Origin of the sequence: Citrobacter sp. Cpo147, assembly GCF_030332405.1 — a bacterium.
GTDB classification, from domain to species: domain Bacteria; phylum Pseudomonadota; class Gammaproteobacteria; order Enterobacterales; family Enterobacteriaceae; genus Citrobacter; species Citrobacter portucalensis.
The window spans coordinates 438,049-453,070 of record NZ_JAOWHX010000041.1 but is presented as its reverse complement, the minus strand read 5'-3'; the positions used below and the strand labels follow the sequence as shown (position 1 = coordinate 453,070).

The window sequence follows — 15,022 nt, the reverse complement described above, 5'->3', positions numbered from 1 at the left end:
TTTTCGAATGAAAATGTTGCGAAAGCGTAACCCAGTTCTCAACATTATGAATCATTGCCGAACACATTCGCTTGCGTTAAGTATTGCTGCATGGCATACCAGAAAGAAAGAGGCGACAAATGATCGAAATTGAAACACGACAGTTGGCGGGTATACCTGTCCTGCACGCCGTTCCGGCTGGCAAACGCGAATGTTCACTCCCTTGTGTTATCTTCTATCACGGGTTTACCTCTTCAAGCCTGGTTTACAGCTATTTTGCCGTTGCGCTGGCTCAGGCCGGGTTCCGTGTCGTCATGCCAGATGCGCCCGACCATGGCGCTCGCTTCAAAAGCGATGCCAGGGTGCGAATGCGCCGCTTCTGGCATATTTTGCAGCAAAATATGCAGGAGTTTACGACGTTACGTGCGGCGCTGGAGGCGGAAAATTGGCTTTCAGATGAGCGGCTTGCCGTCGGTGGGGCGTCGATGGGGGGAATGACAGCATTGGGCATAATGGCGCGCCATCCTGAGGTTAAATGTGTAGCCAGCCTGATGGGTTCAGGCTATTTTACCCGGCTTGCGCAGACGCTTTTTCCCCCTTTACTGGTTCAGACCCCAGAGCAGCAGGCGGAATTTGATGCCGTTATCGCCCCGCTTGCCGAATGGGATGTTACGCATCAGTTACCACGCCTCGCTGACAGGCCGTTGCTGCTGTGGCATGGACAGGATGATGATGTTGTACCGGCTGTTGAAACCTTCCGCTTACAGCAAGCGCTGATTCAGGCAGGTTTGGACAACAATCTGACCTGCCTGTGGGAAGCGGGCGTACGACATCGCATCACGCCAGAAGCGTTGGCCGCAACAGTGACGTTTTTCCGCCAGCACCTTTAAACGCGCATAATGCTCACGCCCTGAGCTTCAAGCTGTTGCAGAATCTCAGGGTTTGCATTTTTGCCAGTAATCAGCATGTCGATTTGGTCGGCGCGACTGAACAGCATTCCCGCACGTTCACCGACTTTACTGCTATCGACCAGTACCACCAGTTTGCCCACCACGTTAAGCATCTTCTGCTCGGCCATCGCAGTCAGCATATCCGTTTTATACAGTCCGTCCGCGGTCAACCCTTTGCCACTGGTGAACATCCAGTGCCCGGCATACAGGCTATTTTCACTGCCTTGCGGGCTAAGCGTGATGGATTGGCTTTTGTTATATTGCCCTCCCATGATGATCACGCTGTCATGCTCCTGGTCGATCAGATAGTTCGCCAGCGGCAGATAATTAGTGATGATCTGCACCGGCTTGCCGCACATTTCGCGACCCAGCAGAAAGGCGGTCGATCCGCAGTTGATCACCACGCTTTCACCTGCATTCACAAGCTGGGATGCCGCCTTGGCAATGCGAACTTTTTCATCGTGGTTCTGTGCCTGGTGCAGATTCATTGGCGTCCAGCGCGGTCGCTGCTGGGTAATAGCTTCTGCGCCGTTGCGGACTTTCTTGAGTTTGCCGCTTTCATCGAGTTTGTTGATGTCCCGGCGTGCTGTGGCGGGTGAAATCCCCAGACGCTCAATCACGTTCTCAACGGTAACAAAGCCCAACTGCGCCAGCATATCCAGCAATATTTGATGTCTTTGTGCTTCAGTCATGAGCTATTCCGATACAAATTGATTTGAAAAGATGATATTTGAAATAGCCTGGAAATACTAAAGTAAATGGGAAAAAATGCCGGGATGGCCCGGCATTTTGTGTGGATCACAAGAACGATTTAAACGGTAAATCCGGTTCAATCGTGAAGCAGTCGTCAAAGCCGCGCGGATAGTGATATTCAAAGTTATCTTTGTCCAGCGGCCAGGTGAACTTGCCACCCACCTGCCAGATAAAAGGCTTAAAGCCATACTTCAGCCGATCCTTTTTCATCTCCCACAGTACGCGGATCTCCTGAGGATCGGCCTGGAAGTTTGACCAGATATCGTGATGGAAAGGGATCACCACTTTTGTATTCAGGGCCTCCGCCATACGCAGCATGTCGGAACTGGTCATTTTGTCCGTAATACCCCGTGGGTTCTCGCCGTAGGATCCGAGCGCGACGTCGATCTGGTGCTCATTGCCATGCTTTGCATAGTAGTTGGAGTAGTGTGAATCACCGCTGTGATAAAGCGTACCGCCCGGCGTTTTGAACAGATAGTTTACGGCGCGGGCATCCATACCATCCGGCAGCACGCCTGCCGCTTTTTGATCGGCAGGAAGCGTGATCAATGCCGTACGATCAAACGCATCAAGCGCATGAATTTCAATATCTTTCACTTTCACCACATCGCCAGGTTTTACCACGATGCAGCGCTCTTTTGGTACACCCCAACCGATCCACAGATCCACACAAGTCTGCGGTCCAATAAACGGCACGTCGTCGGCACAGTTCTGCATGACGGCTGCCGCAACATTTACGTCGATGTGATCGTTATGATCGTGCGTGGCCAGCACCGCATCGATCTGACGAATGGCAAACGGATCAAGAACAAACGGCGTGGTGCGCAGGTTTGGCTGCAGCTTCTTCACGCCCGCCATGCGTTGCATCTGGTGACCGGTTTTCATCAGCGGGTTACCGTGACTCTGTTTACCCGTACCGCACCAGAAATCGACGCAGACGTTAGTTCCGCCTTCAGACTTTAGCCAAATACCGGTACAGCCAAGCCACCACATAGCGAAAGTGCCAGGTGCGACCTGTTCCTGCTCGATCTCTTCATTGAGCCAGCTTCCCCACTCCGGGAATGTGCTCAGAATCCATGATTCACGCGTGATGCTTTTTACTTTACTCATCGCAATTACCTTCATGTTTTTTCAAGTTGAATCAAATTGTGATTTGTTTTGATTGATACTGACATCATTTTATCAAGAAGGCAATGCGCTGATTTTTGGTGTTGAATGGAAATATGTGAACAAATTACAAAGTGACAAGATGGTTTATATGAAATGTATTTTTGTATTTTATTGTTTTAAATGAATTTATTTTGACGTGTATGAATTTGAAGTAAATCCACTCTGCAAGTAAGAGAATTATTTGCGTACTTCATCACATTTAATCAAATTCAATCTTGTTGTGATTACTTTTGAAAATTAGAGTGAGGGCACAACATCCTGGGCATCTGTAATGAATGTTCAGCAACTTCGTCTACTGGAGATCGTTATGGAGATCCTCTACAACATCTTTACCGTCTTTTTTAATCAGGTCATGACCAATGCACCGTTGCTGTTGGGTATTGTGACCTGCCTCGGCTACATCCTGTTGCGTAAAAGTGTCAGCGTCATTATCAAAGGCACGATCAAAACGATTATCGGTTTTATGTTATTGCAGGCAGGGTCGGGCATTCTGACCAGCACGTTTAAACCGGTGGTGGCGAAGATGTCTGAGGTTTACGGTATCAATGGCGCGATCTCCGATACCTATGCCTCCATGATGGCAACCATCGAACGAATGGGCGATGCATACAGTTGGGTAGGGTACGCCGTACTGTTAGCGCTGGCGCTGAACATTTGTTACGTACTGCTACGGCGTATTACCGGCATTCGAACCATCATGCTGACTGGGCACATCATGTTCCAGCAGGCGGGGCTGATTGCTGTCTCTTTCTACATCTTTGGTTACCCGATGTGGACCACCATCATCTGTACCGCGGTGCTGGTGTCGCTCTACTGGGGCATTACCTCCAATATGATGTACAAACCGACGCAGGAAGTAACTGATGGTTGCGGTTTTTCCATCGGTCACCAGCAGCAGTTCGCCTCCTGGATTGCTTACAAAGTCGCGCCGTATCTGGGTAAGAAAGAGGAGAGCGTAGAAGATCTCAAGCTGCCAGGCTGGCTGAATATCTTCCATGACAACATCGTTTCCACCGCGATTGTGATGACCATCTTTTTCGGGGCGATCCTGCTCTCTTTCGGCATTGATGTGGTTCAGGCGATGGCGGGTAAAACCCACTGGACGGTGTATATCCTGCAAACCGGTTTTTCGTTTGCTGTCGCTATCTTCATCATCACCCAGGGCGTACGTATGTTCGTTGCTGAACTTTCAGAAGCGTTCAACGGTATCTCTCAACGTCTGATCCCCGGCGCGGTGTTGGCTATCGACTGCGCAGCCATTTACAGCTTTGCCCCCAACGCGGTGGTCTGGGGCTTTATGTGGGGCACCATCGGCCAACTGATTGCGGTAGGTATTCTGGTTGCCTGCGGCTCTTCCATCCTGATTATCCCAGGCTTTATCCCGATGTTCTTCTCGAACGCCACCATCGGCGTATTTGCTAACCACTTTGGCGGCTGGCGCGCGGCGCTCAAGATTTGCCTGGTGATGGGGATGATCGAAATCTTCGGCTGCGTTTGGGCGGTGAAACTCACCGGTATGAGCGCCTGGATGGGCATGGCGGACTGGTCAATTCTGGCACCGCCGATGATGCAAGGCTTTGCCTCCATCGGCATCGTGTTTATGGCCGTCATTATTCTGATTGCACTGGCTTATATGTTTTTCGCAGGACGCACGTTGCGCGCTGAGGAAGACGCAGAAAAACAACTGGCAGAACACTCTGCTTAATAAGGAGTTCCGATTATGACCGTACGTATTCTGGCTGTGTGTGGCAATGGGCAGGGCAGTTCCATGATCATGAAAATGAAGGTGGACCAGTTTTTAACCCAGTCAAATATTGACCATACGGTAAACAGCTGCGCTGTGGGTGAATACAAAAGTGAACTGAGCGGCGCGGATATCATCATCGCCTCTACGCATATCGCCGGTGAGATTACCGTTTCTGGCAATAAATATGTCGTTGGCGTACGCAACATGCTGTCTCCTGCCGATTTTGGGCCAAAACTGCTGGAAGTGATCAAAGCGCATTTCCCGCAGGACGTGAAGTAAGGGGCGGTATATGAAATTACGTGACTCGCTAACAGACAATAATTCCATCCTTTTGCAAGCCGAGGCCAGTACCTGGCAGGAAGCGGTAAAGCTTGGTGTGGATCTGTTGGTTAAGGCCGATGTGGTTGAACCACGCTACTACCAGGCCATCCTTGATGGCGTTGAGCAGTTTGGCCCGTACTTTGTGATTGCGCCTGGCCTGGCAATGCCGCACGGCCGTCCGGAGGAAGGGGTCAAGAAAACTGGTTTTGCGCTGGTGACGCTGAAATCACCGCTGGTGTTTAACCACGAAGATAACGACCCGGTCGATATTCTGATAACGATGGCGGCAGTTGACGCCAACACACATCAGGAAGTGGGCATCATGCAGATCGTGAATCTCTTTGATGACGAAGCCAATTTCGACCGTTTACGCGCCTGTCGCACCGCGCAGGAAGTGTTGGATTTAATTGATAACGCCACTGCGGCGGCTGTTTAAAAGGATACCAAAATGTCATTACCTATGTTGCAGGTTGCGCTGGATAACCAATCAATGTCTTCTGCGTATGAAACGACGCGTCTGATTGCCGAAGAGGTCGATATCATTGAGGTGGGAACTATTCTTTGCGTGGCAGAGGGTGTGCGCGCCGTTCGCGATCTGAAGGCGCTTTACCCGCATAAAATTGTGCTGGCGGACGCCAAAATTGCCGATGCGGGAAAAATCCTCTCCCGCATGTGTTTCGAAGCCAACGCTGACTGGGTCACCGTCATCTGCTGTGCGGATATCAACACCACCAAGGGGGCACTGGAGGTAGCGAAAGAATTTAACGGCGACGTGCAGATTGAACTGACCGGTTACTGGACCTGGGAGCAGGCCCAGGAATGGCGTGACGCAGGGATTGGGCAAGTTGTGTATCACCGCAGCCGTGATGCGCAGGCGGCGGGCGTGGCGTGGGGAGAAGCGGATATCAGCGCGATCAAACGCCTGTCCGAGATGGGCTTTAAAGTCACCGTCACCGGCGGTCTGGCGCTGGAAGATCTGCCGCTGTTTCAGGGAATTCCGATTCACGTATTTATTGCCGGTCGCAGCATTCGTGATGCCGCCTCTCCGGTGGAAGCGGCCCGTCAGTTCAAACGTTCTATCGCCCAGCTGTGGGGATAAGGAGCGACTATGTTGTCGAAACAGGTCCCGCTCGGTATTTATGAAAAGGCACTCCCCGGCGGGGAGTGCTGGCTGGAGCGTTTGCAGCTGGCGAAGGAACTGGGCTTTGACTTTGTCGAAATGTCGGTTGATGAAACCGACGCTCGCCTGGCGCGTCTTGACTGGAACCGCGAGCAGCGACTGGCGCTGGTGGCCGCAATCGCTGAGACAGGGATACGGGTACCGTCCATGTGCCTGAGCGCTCATCGTCGTTTCCCGCTTGGTAGTGAAGATGATGCGGTACGCGAACAGGGGCTGGAGATCATGCGTAAAGCCATTCAGTTTGCGCAGGATATCGGTATTCGCGTTATTCAACTGGCGGGTTACGACGTTTATTACCAGCAGGCCAATAACGAAACGCGTCGTCGGTTTCGCGATGGGCTGAAAGAAAGCGTAGAGATGGCGAGCCGTGCACAGGTGACGCTGGCGATGGAAATCATGGATTATCCACTGATGAATTCGATCAGTAAGGCGCTGGGATACGCTCACTATCTCAACAATCCGTGGTTCCAGCTGTATCCCGATATCGGCAATTTGTCGGCGTGGGACAACGATGTGCAGATGGAGCTGCAGGCGGGAATGGGCCATATCGTTGCCGTACACGTGAAGGATACCAAACCCGGCGTATTCAAAAATGTGCCGTTTGGTGAAGGGGTTGTCGATTTCGAAAGTTGTTTTGCGACGCTCAAACAGAGTGGGTATTGCGGGCCATACCTGATTGAGATGTGGAGTGAAACGTCGGACGACCCGGCACGTGAAGTGGTGAAGGCGCGCGACTGGGTGAAAGCGCGTATGGCCAGCGCCGGTCTGGTGGAGGCGGTATAATGCAAAAACTCAAACAGCAGGTTTTTGAGGCCAATATGGATCTGCCGCGCTACGGGCTGGTGACGTTTACCTGGGGTAATGTCAGCGCCATCGACCGCGAACGCGGGCTGGTGGTGATTAAGCCCAGCGGCGTCGACTACCATACAATGACAGTGGACGACATGGTAGTTGTGGATCTGCACGGCAACGTGGTGGAAGGACGCTATCGTCCTTCTTCCGATACCGCCACCCATCTGGCGCTGTATCGTCGCTATTCCTCTCTTGGCGGCGTGGTGCATACTCACTCAACCCACGCGACGGCATGGGCGCAGGCAGGTCTGGCAATACCCGCGCTCGGTACGACGCATGCGGACTACTTCTTTGGTGATATTCCCTGCACCCGGGCGTTAACTGAAGCGGAAGTTCAGGATGAGTATGAGCTAAATACCGGCAGGGTGATTGTTGAAACGCTGGGGGAGGTGGAACCTTTGCATACGCCAGGCGTAGTGGTGTACCAGCATGGCCCGTTTGCCTGGGGCAAAGATGCTCACGACGCGGTACATAACGCGGTGGTGATGGAAGAAGTGGCAAAAATGGCATGGATTGCGCGCGGTATTAATCCGGCGCTCAGCCCCATCGACAGTTATCTGATGAATAAGCACTTCATGCGTAAGCACGGCCCAAATGCCTATTACGGGCAGAAGTAGGAATAAACGTTCCGGAGCCAACTCTTCATGGGGATGAGATCGGTCTGGCTTCGGGATTGTTTTGCAAAAAAAGCCCCCAGTGAAGGGGGCAAGTCAAACTGTGGCAATGTTCTCGTTGGTTATTTCTGGTGTTAACGATAAATATCTGCACTGGCGTGCATATTTCCGTTACTACCGGGTTCCCTGGTGAGGATCACGTGGTAGTAGGTTGCGCCTTGCGCATCGGTCTCTTCATTCAGGGCCTGAGTGGCTTCACTTTCAGTGGCGAAGTTATGATTTATGTAAATGACGCCTAAGCTCTGCACATCATCCATGTTCCTGGCCTGATGGTTATCAATTTTGATGGCTGCCGTTGCATTTGCACTGAGCAAAAGCACAGCCAGAAGGGTCAAAACACGGGCTCGCATATGTACCTCCTCGACTGCGGTCTCTGGTTGCCTCTCTCCTGTGAGTGATTAACTTCTGATGTAATTTTAACCGCTACCAGCGCAGTCGATAGCGACCATTTCTGATGCAGTTGTTCAAAAAATTACCGCATAGCCATCTTTTCTTTAATTAACAGTCTGCTGGTGTATACCGCTGCGGTGAAAAAATACCTGCCTTTCGCGCATAAGCTCTTACCAAATAGTCAATTTAATCGGTTGAGTACGCCGTTTATAGTGAGCCGGATAATTAATGTAACTTTATGATAATAAGGCAAAAACTTATGGATACTTCATTCATGGATTTCAGCTATTTCGTGGTTATGTTTATGGTCGCGCTGGTGGCTGGCTTTATTAACGTGGTGTCGGGCGGTGGTGGATTTCTCTCTATTGGCGCACTCTTAATTTCTGGTTTACCCCCGGCTAATGCGCTGGCAACCAATAAAATTCAGGCTCTGGGTAGCTCTCTGACCTCTGGAATTTACTTTTTACGCCGGGGACATATCAACGTGCAGGAGCACAAGTATGTGTTTTTATCTGCCTTTATCGGTTCTGCGCTGGGAACGACGCTTATCCAGTTCATTGAACCGGAACTGCTGAAGAAACTGCTCCCAATCCTGATTATCGCAGTCGCCATTTACTTTATTTTTGCGCCAAACCTTAGCGAACCGAAAAGAAAGCAGCAGGTATCCCTGTTTCTCTTCTCGTTGATCGGTGGGGGATGTATTGGTTTTTATGATGGTTTTCTCGGTGCTGGGGCAGGTTCCTTTTATACCCTCAGCTATATCCTGCTGTGGGGATACAGTATTGATAAAGCGCAAATCCACTCGAATTTTATTAACCTGGCGTCGAACATCGCCTCGATTTTGTTCTTCATTTTCGGTGGTAAAATGATCTGGTCGCTTGGGCTGGTGATGTTTGCAGGGCAATCCCTTGGCGCACGTCTTGGTGCGACAGTCGTACTGACGCGCGGTAAGAAAGTCATCCGACCCATGATTGTCATTGTCTCCATTTGTATCAGCATCAAAATGCTGCTGGATATGTATTAATAGCGACATGATAAATAATCGTACAAGCACCTTGAGTTTACCTGCTGACCCCAGTATTATGACGCGTCATTTTTCAGCCGACCTTTAACACGTTCCTTGCCTCCATGGGCCTCGGCTGACCCAGACAGGAGGCTGAATAATCCGTAAGGAGCAATTCGATGCGTCATTACGAAATCGTTTTTATGGTCCATCCTGACCAGAGCGAACAGGTTCCGGGTATGATCGAACGCTACACTGCTGCCATCACTGGTGCAGAAGGTACGATCCACCGTCTGGAAGACTGGGGTCGCCGTCAGCTGGCTTACCCGATCAACAAACTGCACAAAGCTCACTACGTTCTGATGAACGTTGAAGCGCCGCAGGAAGTGATCGATGAGCTGGAAACTACCTTCCGCTTCAACGATGCCGTTATCCGCAGCATGGTTATGCGTACTAAACACGCTGTTACCGAAGCATCTCCGATGGTTAAAGCGAAAGACGAGCGTCGTGAACGTCGCGATGATTTCGCTAACGAAACCGCAGATGATGCTGAAGCTGGGGATTCTGAAGAGTAATTTCTGATGACCAACCGTCTGGCGTTGTCCGGCACTGTGTGCAGGGCCCCCCTTCGAAAGGTCAGTCCATCAGGAATTCCTCATTGCCAGTTCGTGCTTGAGCATCGTTCTGTGCAGGAGGAAGCCGGGTTTCACCGGCAGGCGTGGTGCCAAATGCCCGTTATTATTAGCGGACACGAAAACCAAGCCATTACTCACAGTATAACGGTCGGTAGCGCAGTGACCGTTCAGGGGTTCATCTCTTGCCACAAAGCAAAGAACGGCCTGAGCAAAATGGTTCTGCATGCCGAGCAGATTGAATTGATAGATTCTGGAGACTAGCCATATGGCACGTTATTTCCGTCGTCGCAAGTTCTGCCGTTTCACCGCGGAAGGCGTTCAAGAGATCGACTATAAAGATATCGCTACGCTGAAAAACTACATCACCGAAAGCGGTAAGATTGTCCCAAGCCGTATCACCGGTACCCGTGCAAAATACCAGCGTCAGCTGGCTCGCGCTATCAAACGCGCTCGCTACCTGTCCCTGCTGCCGTACACTGATCGTCATCAGTAATCGGTCACGGTCCATTAATACGACTTTGAGAGGATAAGGTAATGCAAGTTATTCTGCTTGATAAAGTAGCAAACCTGGGTAGCCTGGGTGATCAGGTTAACGTTAAAGCGGGCTATGCTCGTAACTTCCTGGTACCACAGGGTAAAGCTGTTCCTGCTACCAAGAAAAACGTTGAATTTTTCGAAGCGCGTCGCGCTGAGCTGGAAGCTAAATTGGCTGACGTTCTGTCCGCTGCTGAAGCTCGTGCTGAGAAAATCAACGCACTGGAAACCGTAACCATCGCGTCTAAAGCTGGCGACGAAGGTAAACTGTTCGGTTCCATCGGTACTCGCGACATCGCTGACGCTGTAACTGCAGCTGGCGTTGAAGTAGCTAAGAGCGAAGTTCGTCTGCCGAACGGCGTTCTGCGTACCACTGGCGAGCACGAAGTGAGCTTCCAGGTTCACAGCGAAGTGTTTGCTAAGCTGACTGTAAACGTAGTTGCAGAATAAGTTTTTATTCTGATGACCGCGTAAAAGCGCCGGCCCTGTGCCGGCGTTTTGCTTTTCTGTTCCCCCGCTTTTCTCTCTGGCTATTCTTTATCCTTTTCGGGATAATCACAAAAATAAAACATTATTTCAAAGTGGTGATGGAATGGAACCAACGCACCAACCTCTGTTTGCACGTAAAAATGTTGTCTACCTGAGCGCGGCGTTCTGCTGCCTGCTGTGGGGGAGTGCCTATCCGGCGATCAAAAGCGGATATGAGATCTTCCAGATTGCCACGGATGACATTCCCTCAAAGATTGTCTTTGCCGGATATCGCTTTCTGTTTGCGGGATTATTGCTGCTACTGCTGGCGGTAGCGCAGCGTAAACCGATTGGCCGGTTAAGTCCGCGTCAGTACGGCCAACTCACGCTGTTGGGGCTAACGCAAACCTCGCTGCAATACATCTTCTTCTACATTGGCCTGGCGTTCACGACGGGAGTGAAAGGGTCCATCATGAATGCGACCGGGACCTTCTTCAGCGTGCTGCTGGCCCATTTTATCTACCATAACGACAAACTGAGTTACAACAAAGCGCTGGGCTGTATTCTCGGCTTTACCGGCGTAATGGTGGTGAACTTTAGCAGCGGAATGGATTTTAGCTTCAGCCTGTTAGGTGACGGCTCAGTAGTGATGGCAGCTTTTATTCTCTCTGCTGCCACGCTATATGGAAAACGTATTTCTCAGACGGTGGACCCGACGGTAATGACAGGGTACCAGTTGGGCGGTGGCGGCCTGGCGTTGGTTATCGGCGGCTACGCTTTTGGCGGCACGCTAACCGTACACGGTGCATCTTCGGTGGCGATTCTCGGCTACCTGACGTTACTCTCTTCGGTCGCTTTCGCCTTGTGGAGTATTCTGCTCAAGCATAATCGCGTGGGGATGATTGCGCCGTTTAACTTCCTGATCCCGGTTTCGGGAGCAGTACTGTCGGCAATATTCCTCGGTGAAAACATTCTCGAATGGAAATATGCGGTAGCGCTGGTGCTGGTGTGTTCGGGGATCTGGTGGGTGAACAAGGTGAAACGCTGACGTTTCACCTTGATGCCTGATGGCGCTATCGCTTATCAGGCCTGGAATCGCGGGGTCACAGCGCTTAACGGGCGCGGATAAAACTGCCGTTAGGCTGGCGGGTAAACAGTACTTGCTGACCATTCCCGGTATCAATGGTTAATCCCGTCACCACGCCATTGGCATTCTGCCTGATCTGTATCATCTGACCGTCTTTCAGATTGCTCAGTGGTTTTCCGGCGCCTTCAACCTGTGCCATCGCATAGACATCGGTTGGCGGGAGGTTATGGTCACGGAATACCTGCGCCAGCGTTTTACCTGAGTCTACGCGGTAGGAGCGCCACTGCTGGTCAATTCCGCTATCCTGTTGGAAAGGTTGTGTCTGCGGCTGAGATTGCTGGACCTGAGGCTGCGCATCAGGTTCTCCTTCCTGGATTGGCTCTGGCGCAACCGGAGCGACCTGGCCGGGATCATTTTGCGGCGCGACGAGCTGTGCCTGCAGTTGAGCCTCGGTCGGTGGCTGCGACTGTGACTGTAAATCCAGCTGGGCAGTACGCGTCACCACAGGGGCATCGCTGGTGTCACTGGAAGGGAGCAGGAAACCTATCACCAACACAATAGCGGCAATAATAATGCCGCGGCGGTGCATAGGCGGTAGCGGGTCCATAATGCGAAAATTGTCCGGTGCATGCCAGATTTTCGCCAGGGTTGGTTTTAATTCAAAGCGCCCGGGCATGGCTTTCCTCCTGCTCCGCGTCTCGTTCCTCGATCATAGAGTATAGATGGCTAACGCTATGATGTTCGTCATATTACCCGCTTTCGTGACGTCAACGCGGGATATTCCTATTGTTTATGTTTCCTCGCGATTTGTCATCTGTTCCCGAGACAAAGTTTTACCGGATGCGGCATGGCTGATATGCTGCCCGCTACTTTACATCCGATGAAAGGAAATATGATGGCTAACCCGACTTTTGACACTATCGAAGCGCAAGCAAGCTACGGCATTGGTTTGCAGGTAGGACAACAGCTGAGCGAATCCGGACTGGAAGGACTGTTGCCTGAAGCGCTGGTAGCGGGTATCGCTGACGCGCTGGAAGGTAAGCACCCGGCAGTGCCGGTTGATGTTGTGCATCGCGCACTGCGTGAAATCCACGAACGCGCTGACGCAGTACGTCGCGAGCGTTTCCAGGCTATGGCGGCTGATGGCGTCAAATATCTGGAAGAAAACCGTGAGAAAGACGGTGTGAACAGCACTGAATCTGGTTTGCAGTTCCGTGTTCTGACCCAGGGTGAAGGTGCTATTCCGGCACGTACTGACCGCGTTCGCGTGCACTACACCGGTAAACTGATCGACGGTACCGTGTTTGACAGCTCTGTCGCACGTGGCGAACCAGCTGAATTCCCGGTTAACGGCGTAATCCCAGGCTGGATTGAAGCGCTGACCCTGATGCCGGTAGGTTCCAAATGGGAACTGACTATTCCTCAGGAACTGGCTTACGGCGAGCGTGGCGCTGGCGCGTCCATTCCTCCGTTCAGCACGTTGGTGTTCGAAGTTGAGCTGCTTGAGATCCTGTAAGCAGTGACTTCTGTTCCCCCCAAGGCCGGGGGGAACAAAAAAATAGCGTGAAAAGCTATAGTTACGTCGTTGTCGATATTTTATCTTGCAAATGCCCCATCAGCGTGTATTTTTGTGAGCTGATTCGCGCTATCAGAGTGATATGACACTCACTTTAAACATTAAATTAACATTATATCTAAATCTTAGTATTCATCCCGCCAATTCTTACCTAATATCGATGAGTCCTGATAACAGGATCGTCGTATCATAGACACACTAAAGGCCGTAGAGCCTGAACAACACAGACAGGTACAGGAAGAAAAAACATGGTAGATCAGGTAAAAGTCGACACCGCTGAAGAGGCGTCGTCTGAACAGTCGCTACGGCGCAATCTCACAAACCGTCATATTCAACTTATTGCCATTGGTGGCGCTATCGGTACTGGCCTGTTTATGGGCTCCGGTAAAACCATCAGTCTCGCCGGACCGTCGATCATCTTTGTGTATATGATCATCGGTTTTATGCTGTTTTTCGTGATGCGTGCAATGGGTGAATTGCTGCTCTCGAATCTGGAGTACAAATCGTTTAGTGATTTCGCCTCTGACCTGCTCGGGCCATGGGCCGGGTATTTTACCGGTTGGACCTACTGGTTTTGCTGGGTCGTTACCGGGATGGCAGACGTGGTCGCGATTACCGCGTATGCGCAATTCTGGTTCCCCGAACTGTCAGACTGGGTCGCCTCGCTGGCGGTGATCGTGCTGCTGCTGAGCCTCAACCTTGCCACTGTAAAAATGTTTGGTGAGATGGAGTTCTGGTTTGCGATGATCAAAATCGTTGCCATCATCGGCCTGATTGTCGTCGGTCTGGTGATGGTGCTGACGCACTTCCAGTCGCCAACCGGCGTTCAGGCATCTTTCACGCACTTGTGGAATGACGGTGGCTGGTTCCCGAAAGGTCTGAGCGGCTTCTTTGCCGGCTTCCAGATAGCGGTGTTCGCGTTTGTGGGTATTGAGCTGGTGGGTACGACCGCAGCGGAAACCAAGGATCCGGAAAAATCGCTGCCGCGCGCCATTAACTCGATTCCAATCCGTATCATCATGTTCTACGTGTTCGCGCTGATCGTGATTATGTCCGTTACGCCGTGGAGCTCGGTAGTGCCAACCAAGAGCCCATTCGTTGAACTGTTTGTGCTGGTTGGTCTGCCTGCTGCGGCGAGCCTGATCAACTTTGTGGTACTGACTTCAGCTGCCTCTTCTGCAAACAGCGGCGTGTTCTCTACCAGCCGTATGCTGTTCGGTCTGGCGCAGGAAGGCGTTGCGCCTAAAGCGTTTGCCAAGCTGTCTAAACGCGCAGTTCCGGCGAAGGGTTTAACCTTCTCCTGTATCTGTCTGCTGGGCGGCGTGGTGATGCTGTACGTGAACCCGAGCGTGATTGGCGCCTTCACCATGATCACCACCGTATCGGCGATTCTGTTCATGTTCGTCTGGACCATCATTCTTTGCTCATACCTGGTGTACCGCAAGCAGCGTCCTCACCTGCATGAAAAATCAATCTACAAGATGCCGTTAGGCAAGCTGATGTGCTGGGTATGTATGGCGTTCTTCGTCTTCGTACTGGTACTGCTGACGCTGGAAGATGATACCCGTCAGGCGCTGATCGTCACGCCGCTGTGGTTCATCGCGCTGGGTCTGGGCTGGTTGTTCATCGGTAAGAAACGTATGGCAGGTACGCGATAATCGCTAAGCAGTGAGATGTAGGCCGGATAAGGCGTTTACGCCGCA

The 15,022-nt window shown here is 51.6% G+C and carries 19 protein-coding genes; 15 read left to right on the top strand and 4 right to left on the bottom strand.

Annotated features, from left to right (window positions below; translation table 11 throughout):
* Nucleotides 1–119: 119 nt before the first annotated feature.
* Nucleotides 120–869 carry an esterase gene (yjfP, locus tag OGY06_RS22850; RefSeq protein WP_063941654.1) on the top strand — a complete coding sequence of 250 codons (750 nt, stop codon included), beginning with the start codon at nucleotides 120–122 and terminating at the stop codon, nucleotides 867–869.
* Here the strand turns inward: yjfP and ulaR are convergent.
* Together ulaR and ulaG are read right to left on the bottom strand one after the other, a co-directional pair.
* Nucleotides 866–1,621, bottom strand: a complete 756-nt coding sequence (gene ulaR / locus OGY06_RS22845; RefSeq protein WP_003025646.1) for an HTH-type transcriptional regulator UlaR — start codon at nucleotides 1,619–1,621, stop codon at nucleotides 866–868. The two genes, yjfP and ulaR, sit on opposite strands and share 4 nt — an antisense overlap.
* 106 nt (nucleotides 1,622–1,727) lie before the next feature.
* Complete coding sequence (gene ulaG, locus OGY06_RS22840; RefSeq protein WP_003025649.1) at nucleotides 1,728–2,792, bottom strand: L-ascorbate 6-phosphate lactonase; 1,065 nt, start codon at nucleotides 2,790–2,792, stop codon at nucleotides 1,728–1,730.
* Nucleotides 2,793–3,159: 367 nt separating this feature from the next.
* Here ulaG and ulaA point away from each other — a divergent pair, with 367 nt between their 5' ends.
* Genes ulaA through OGY06_RS22810 form a run of 6 tightly spaced genes read left to right on the top strand, consistent with a single transcriptional unit; the run spans nucleotide 3,160 to nucleotide 7,569 of the window.
* The gene (gene ulaA / locus OGY06_RS22835; protein WP_003830456.1) at nucleotides 3,160–4,557 is read left to right on the top strand and encodes a PTS ascorbate transporter subunit IIC; all 1,398 of its coding nucleotides are present in this window, start codon (nucleotides 3,160–3,162) and stop codon (nucleotides 4,555–4,557) included.
* 15 nt (nucleotides 4,558–4,572) lie between these two features.
* Nucleotides 4,573–4,878: a PTS ascorbate transporter subunit IIB gene (gene ulaB, locus OGY06_RS22830; protein ID WP_003025655.1), complete on the top strand. Its 306-nt coding sequence runs from the start codon at nucleotides 4,573–4,575 to the stop codon at nucleotides 4,876–4,878.
* Nucleotides 4,879–4,888: 10 nt separating this feature from the next.
* Entirely contained in the window at nucleotides 4,889–5,356 is a 468-nt protein-coding gene (gene ulaC / locus OGY06_RS22825) for a PTS ascorbate transporter subunit IIA (protein WP_003830454.1), read from the top strand.
* 12 nt (nucleotides 5,357–5,368) lie between these two features.
* Nucleotides 5,369–6,019, top strand: a complete 651-nt coding sequence (ulaD, locus tag OGY06_RS22820) for a 3-keto-L-gulonate-6-phosphate decarboxylase UlaD (RefSeq protein ID WP_003025660.1) — start codon at nucleotides 5,369–5,371, stop codon at nucleotides 6,017–6,019.
* A 9-nt stretch (nucleotides 6,020–6,028) separates the two neighbouring features.
* Complete coding sequence (locus tag OGY06_RS22815; RefSeq protein WP_206160196.1) at nucleotides 6,029–6,883, top strand: L-ribulose-5-phosphate 3-epimerase; 855 nt, start codon at nucleotides 6,029–6,031, stop codon at nucleotides 6,881–6,883.
* Nucleotides 6,883–7,569: an L-ribulose-5-phosphate 4-epimerase gene (locus OGY06_RS22810; protein WP_063941652.1), complete on the top strand. Its 687-nt coding sequence runs from the start codon at nucleotides 6,883–6,885 to the stop codon at nucleotides 7,567–7,569. The genes OGY06_RS22815 and OGY06_RS22810 overlap by 1 nt, the downstream gene beginning before the upstream one ends.
* 131 nt (nucleotides 7,570–7,700) lie before the next feature.
* Here OGY06_RS22810 and yjfY read toward each other — a convergent pair whose 3' ends face one another.
* Nucleotides 7,701–7,976 (bottom strand): DUF1471 family protein YjfY, encoded by a 276-nt coding sequence (yjfY, locus tag OGY06_RS22805; protein ID WP_003025668.1) that lies wholly within the window; start codon nucleotides 7,974–7,976, stop codon nucleotides 7,701–7,703.
* Nucleotides 7,977–8,275: 299 nt separating this feature from the next.
* On the opposite strand from yjfY, the gene OGY06_RS22800 reads away from it, so the two are divergent.
* The 6 genes from OGY06_RS22800 (at nucleotide 8,276) to OGY06_RS22770 (ending at nucleotide 11,704) form a co-directional block, all read left to right on the top strand.
* Nucleotides 8,276–9,040 (top strand): TSUP family transporter, encoded by a 765-nt coding sequence (locus tag OGY06_RS22800; RefSeq protein ID WP_003830447.1) that lies wholly within the window; start codon nucleotides 8,276–8,278, stop codon nucleotides 9,038–9,040.
* A gap of 158 nt (nucleotides 9,041–9,198) precedes the next feature.
* Nucleotides 9,199–9,594, top strand: a complete 396-nt coding sequence (rpsF, locus tag OGY06_RS22790) for a 30S ribosomal protein S6 (RefSeq protein WP_003025672.1) — start codon at nucleotides 9,199–9,201, stop codon at nucleotides 9,592–9,594.
* Nucleotides 9,595–9,600: 6 nt separating this feature from the next.
* Nucleotides 9,601–9,915 carry a primosomal replication protein N gene (priB, locus tag OGY06_RS22785; protein WP_003025674.1) on the top strand — a complete coding sequence of 105 codons (315 nt, stop codon included), beginning with the start codon at nucleotides 9,601–9,603 and terminating at the stop codon, nucleotides 9,913–9,915.
* Nucleotides 9,916–9,919: 4 nt separating this feature from the next.
* The gene (gene rpsR / locus OGY06_RS22780) at nucleotides 9,920–10,147 is read left to right on the top strand and encodes a 30S ribosomal protein S18 (protein ID WP_000135199.1); all 228 of its coding nucleotides are present in this window, start codon (nucleotides 9,920–9,922) and stop codon (nucleotides 10,145–10,147) included.
* 41 nt (nucleotides 10,148–10,188) lie between these two features.
* Nucleotides 10,189–10,638 carry a 50S ribosomal protein L9 gene (gene rplI, locus OGY06_RS22775; RefSeq protein WP_003025676.1) on the top strand — a complete coding sequence of 150 codons (450 nt, stop codon included), beginning with the start codon at nucleotides 10,189–10,191 and terminating at the stop codon, nucleotides 10,636–10,638.
* A gap of 142 nt (nucleotides 10,639–10,780) precedes the next feature.
* Nucleotides 10,781–11,704: a DMT family transporter gene (locus OGY06_RS22770; RefSeq protein ID WP_008786017.1), complete on the top strand. Its 924-nt coding sequence runs from the start codon at nucleotides 10,781–10,783 to the stop codon at nucleotides 11,702–11,704.
* A 64-nt stretch (nucleotides 11,705–11,768) separates the two neighbouring features.
* On the opposite strand, the gene OGY06_RS22765 is transcribed toward OGY06_RS22770, so the two are convergent.
* The gene (locus OGY06_RS22765; RefSeq protein ID WP_003830442.1) at nucleotides 11,769–12,419 is read right to left on the bottom strand and encodes a LysM-like peptidoglycan-binding domain-containing protein; all 651 of its coding nucleotides are present in this window, start codon (nucleotides 12,417–12,419) and stop codon (nucleotides 11,769–11,771) included.
* A gap of 219 nt (nucleotides 12,420–12,638) precedes the next feature.
* Between OGY06_RS22765 and bamJ the strand changes: the two genes are divergently transcribed.
* Together bamJ and cycA are read left to right on the top strand one after the other, a co-directional pair.
* The gene (gene bamJ, locus OGY06_RS22760; protein WP_032934269.1) at nucleotides 12,639–13,259 is read left to right on the top strand and encodes a BamJ family beta-barrel-assembly machinery protein; all 621 of its coding nucleotides are present in this window, start codon (nucleotides 12,639–12,641) and stop codon (nucleotides 13,257–13,259) included.
* 308 nt (nucleotides 13,260–13,567) lie between these two features.
* A complete protein-coding gene (gene cycA, locus OGY06_RS22755) occupies nucleotides 13,568–14,977 on the top strand; it encodes a D-serine/D-alanine/glycine transporter (RefSeq protein ID WP_003830438.1) in 1,410 nt (469 codons plus the stop codon).
* Nucleotides 14,978–15,022 lie beyond the last annotated feature (45 nt).

Coding starts and splice junctions, on each gene's coding strand:
- yjfP (WP_063941654.1), top strand. CDS start 120: ATGATCGAAATTGAAACACGACAGTTGGCGGGTATACCTGTCCTGCAC.
- ulaR (WP_003025646.1), bottom strand. CDS start 1,621: ATGACTGAAGCACAAAGACATCAAATATTGCTGGATATGCTGGCGCAG.
- ulaG (WP_003025649.1), bottom strand. CDS start 2,792: ATGAGTAAAGTAAAAAGCATCACGCGTGAATCATGGATTCTGAGCACA.
- ulaA (WP_003830456.1), top strand. CDS start 3,160: ATGGAGATCCTCTACAACATCTTTACCGTCTTTTTTAATCAGGTCATG.
- ulaB (WP_003025655.1), top strand. CDS start 4,573: ATGACCGTACGTATTCTGGCTGTGTGTGGCAATGGGCAGGGCAGTTCC.
- ulaC (WP_003830454.1), top strand. CDS start 4,889: ATGAAATTACGTGACTCGCTAACAGACAATAATTCCATCCTTTTGCAA.
- ulaD (WP_003025660.1), top strand. CDS start 5,369: ATGTCATTACCTATGTTGCAGGTTGCGCTGGATAACCAATCAATGTCT.
- OGY06_RS22815 (WP_206160196.1), top strand. CDS start 6,029: ATGTTGTCGAAACAGGTCCCGCTCGGTATTTATGAAAAGGCACTCCCC.
- OGY06_RS22810 (WP_063941652.1), top strand. CDS start 6,883: ATGCAAAAACTCAAACAGCAGGTTTTTGAGGCCAATATGGATCTGCCG.
- yjfY (WP_003025668.1), bottom strand. CDS start 7,976: ATGCGAGCCCGTGTTTTGACCCTTCTGGCTGTGCTTTTGCTCAGTGCA.
- OGY06_RS22800 (WP_003830447.1), top strand. CDS start 8,276: ATGGATACTTCATTCATGGATTTCAGCTATTTCGTGGTTATGTTTATG.
- rpsF (WP_003025672.1), top strand. CDS start 9,199: ATGCGTCATTACGAAATCGTTTTTATGGTCCATCCTGACCAGAGCGAA.
- priB (WP_003025674.1), top strand. CDS start 9,601: ATGACCAACCGTCTGGCGTTGTCCGGCACTGTGTGCAGGGCCCCCCTT.
- rpsR (WP_000135199.1), top strand. CDS start 9,920: ATGGCACGTTATTTCCGTCGTCGCAAGTTCTGCCGTTTCACCGCGGAA.
- rplI (WP_003025676.1), top strand. CDS start 10,189: ATGCAAGTTATTCTGCTTGATAAAGTAGCAAACCTGGGTAGCCTGGGT.
- OGY06_RS22770 (WP_008786017.1), top strand. CDS start 10,781: ATGGAACCAACGCACCAACCTCTGTTTGCACGTAAAAATGTTGTCTAC.
- OGY06_RS22765 (WP_003830442.1), bottom strand. CDS start 12,419: ATGCCCGGGCGCTTTGAATTAAAACCAACCCTGGCGAAAATCTGGCAT.
- bamJ (WP_032934269.1), top strand. CDS start 12,639: ATGGCTAACCCGACTTTTGACACTATCGAAGCGCAAGCAAGCTACGGC.
- cycA (WP_003830438.1), top strand. CDS start 13,568: ATGGTAGATCAGGTAAAAGTCGACACCGCTGAAGAGGCGTCGTCTGAA.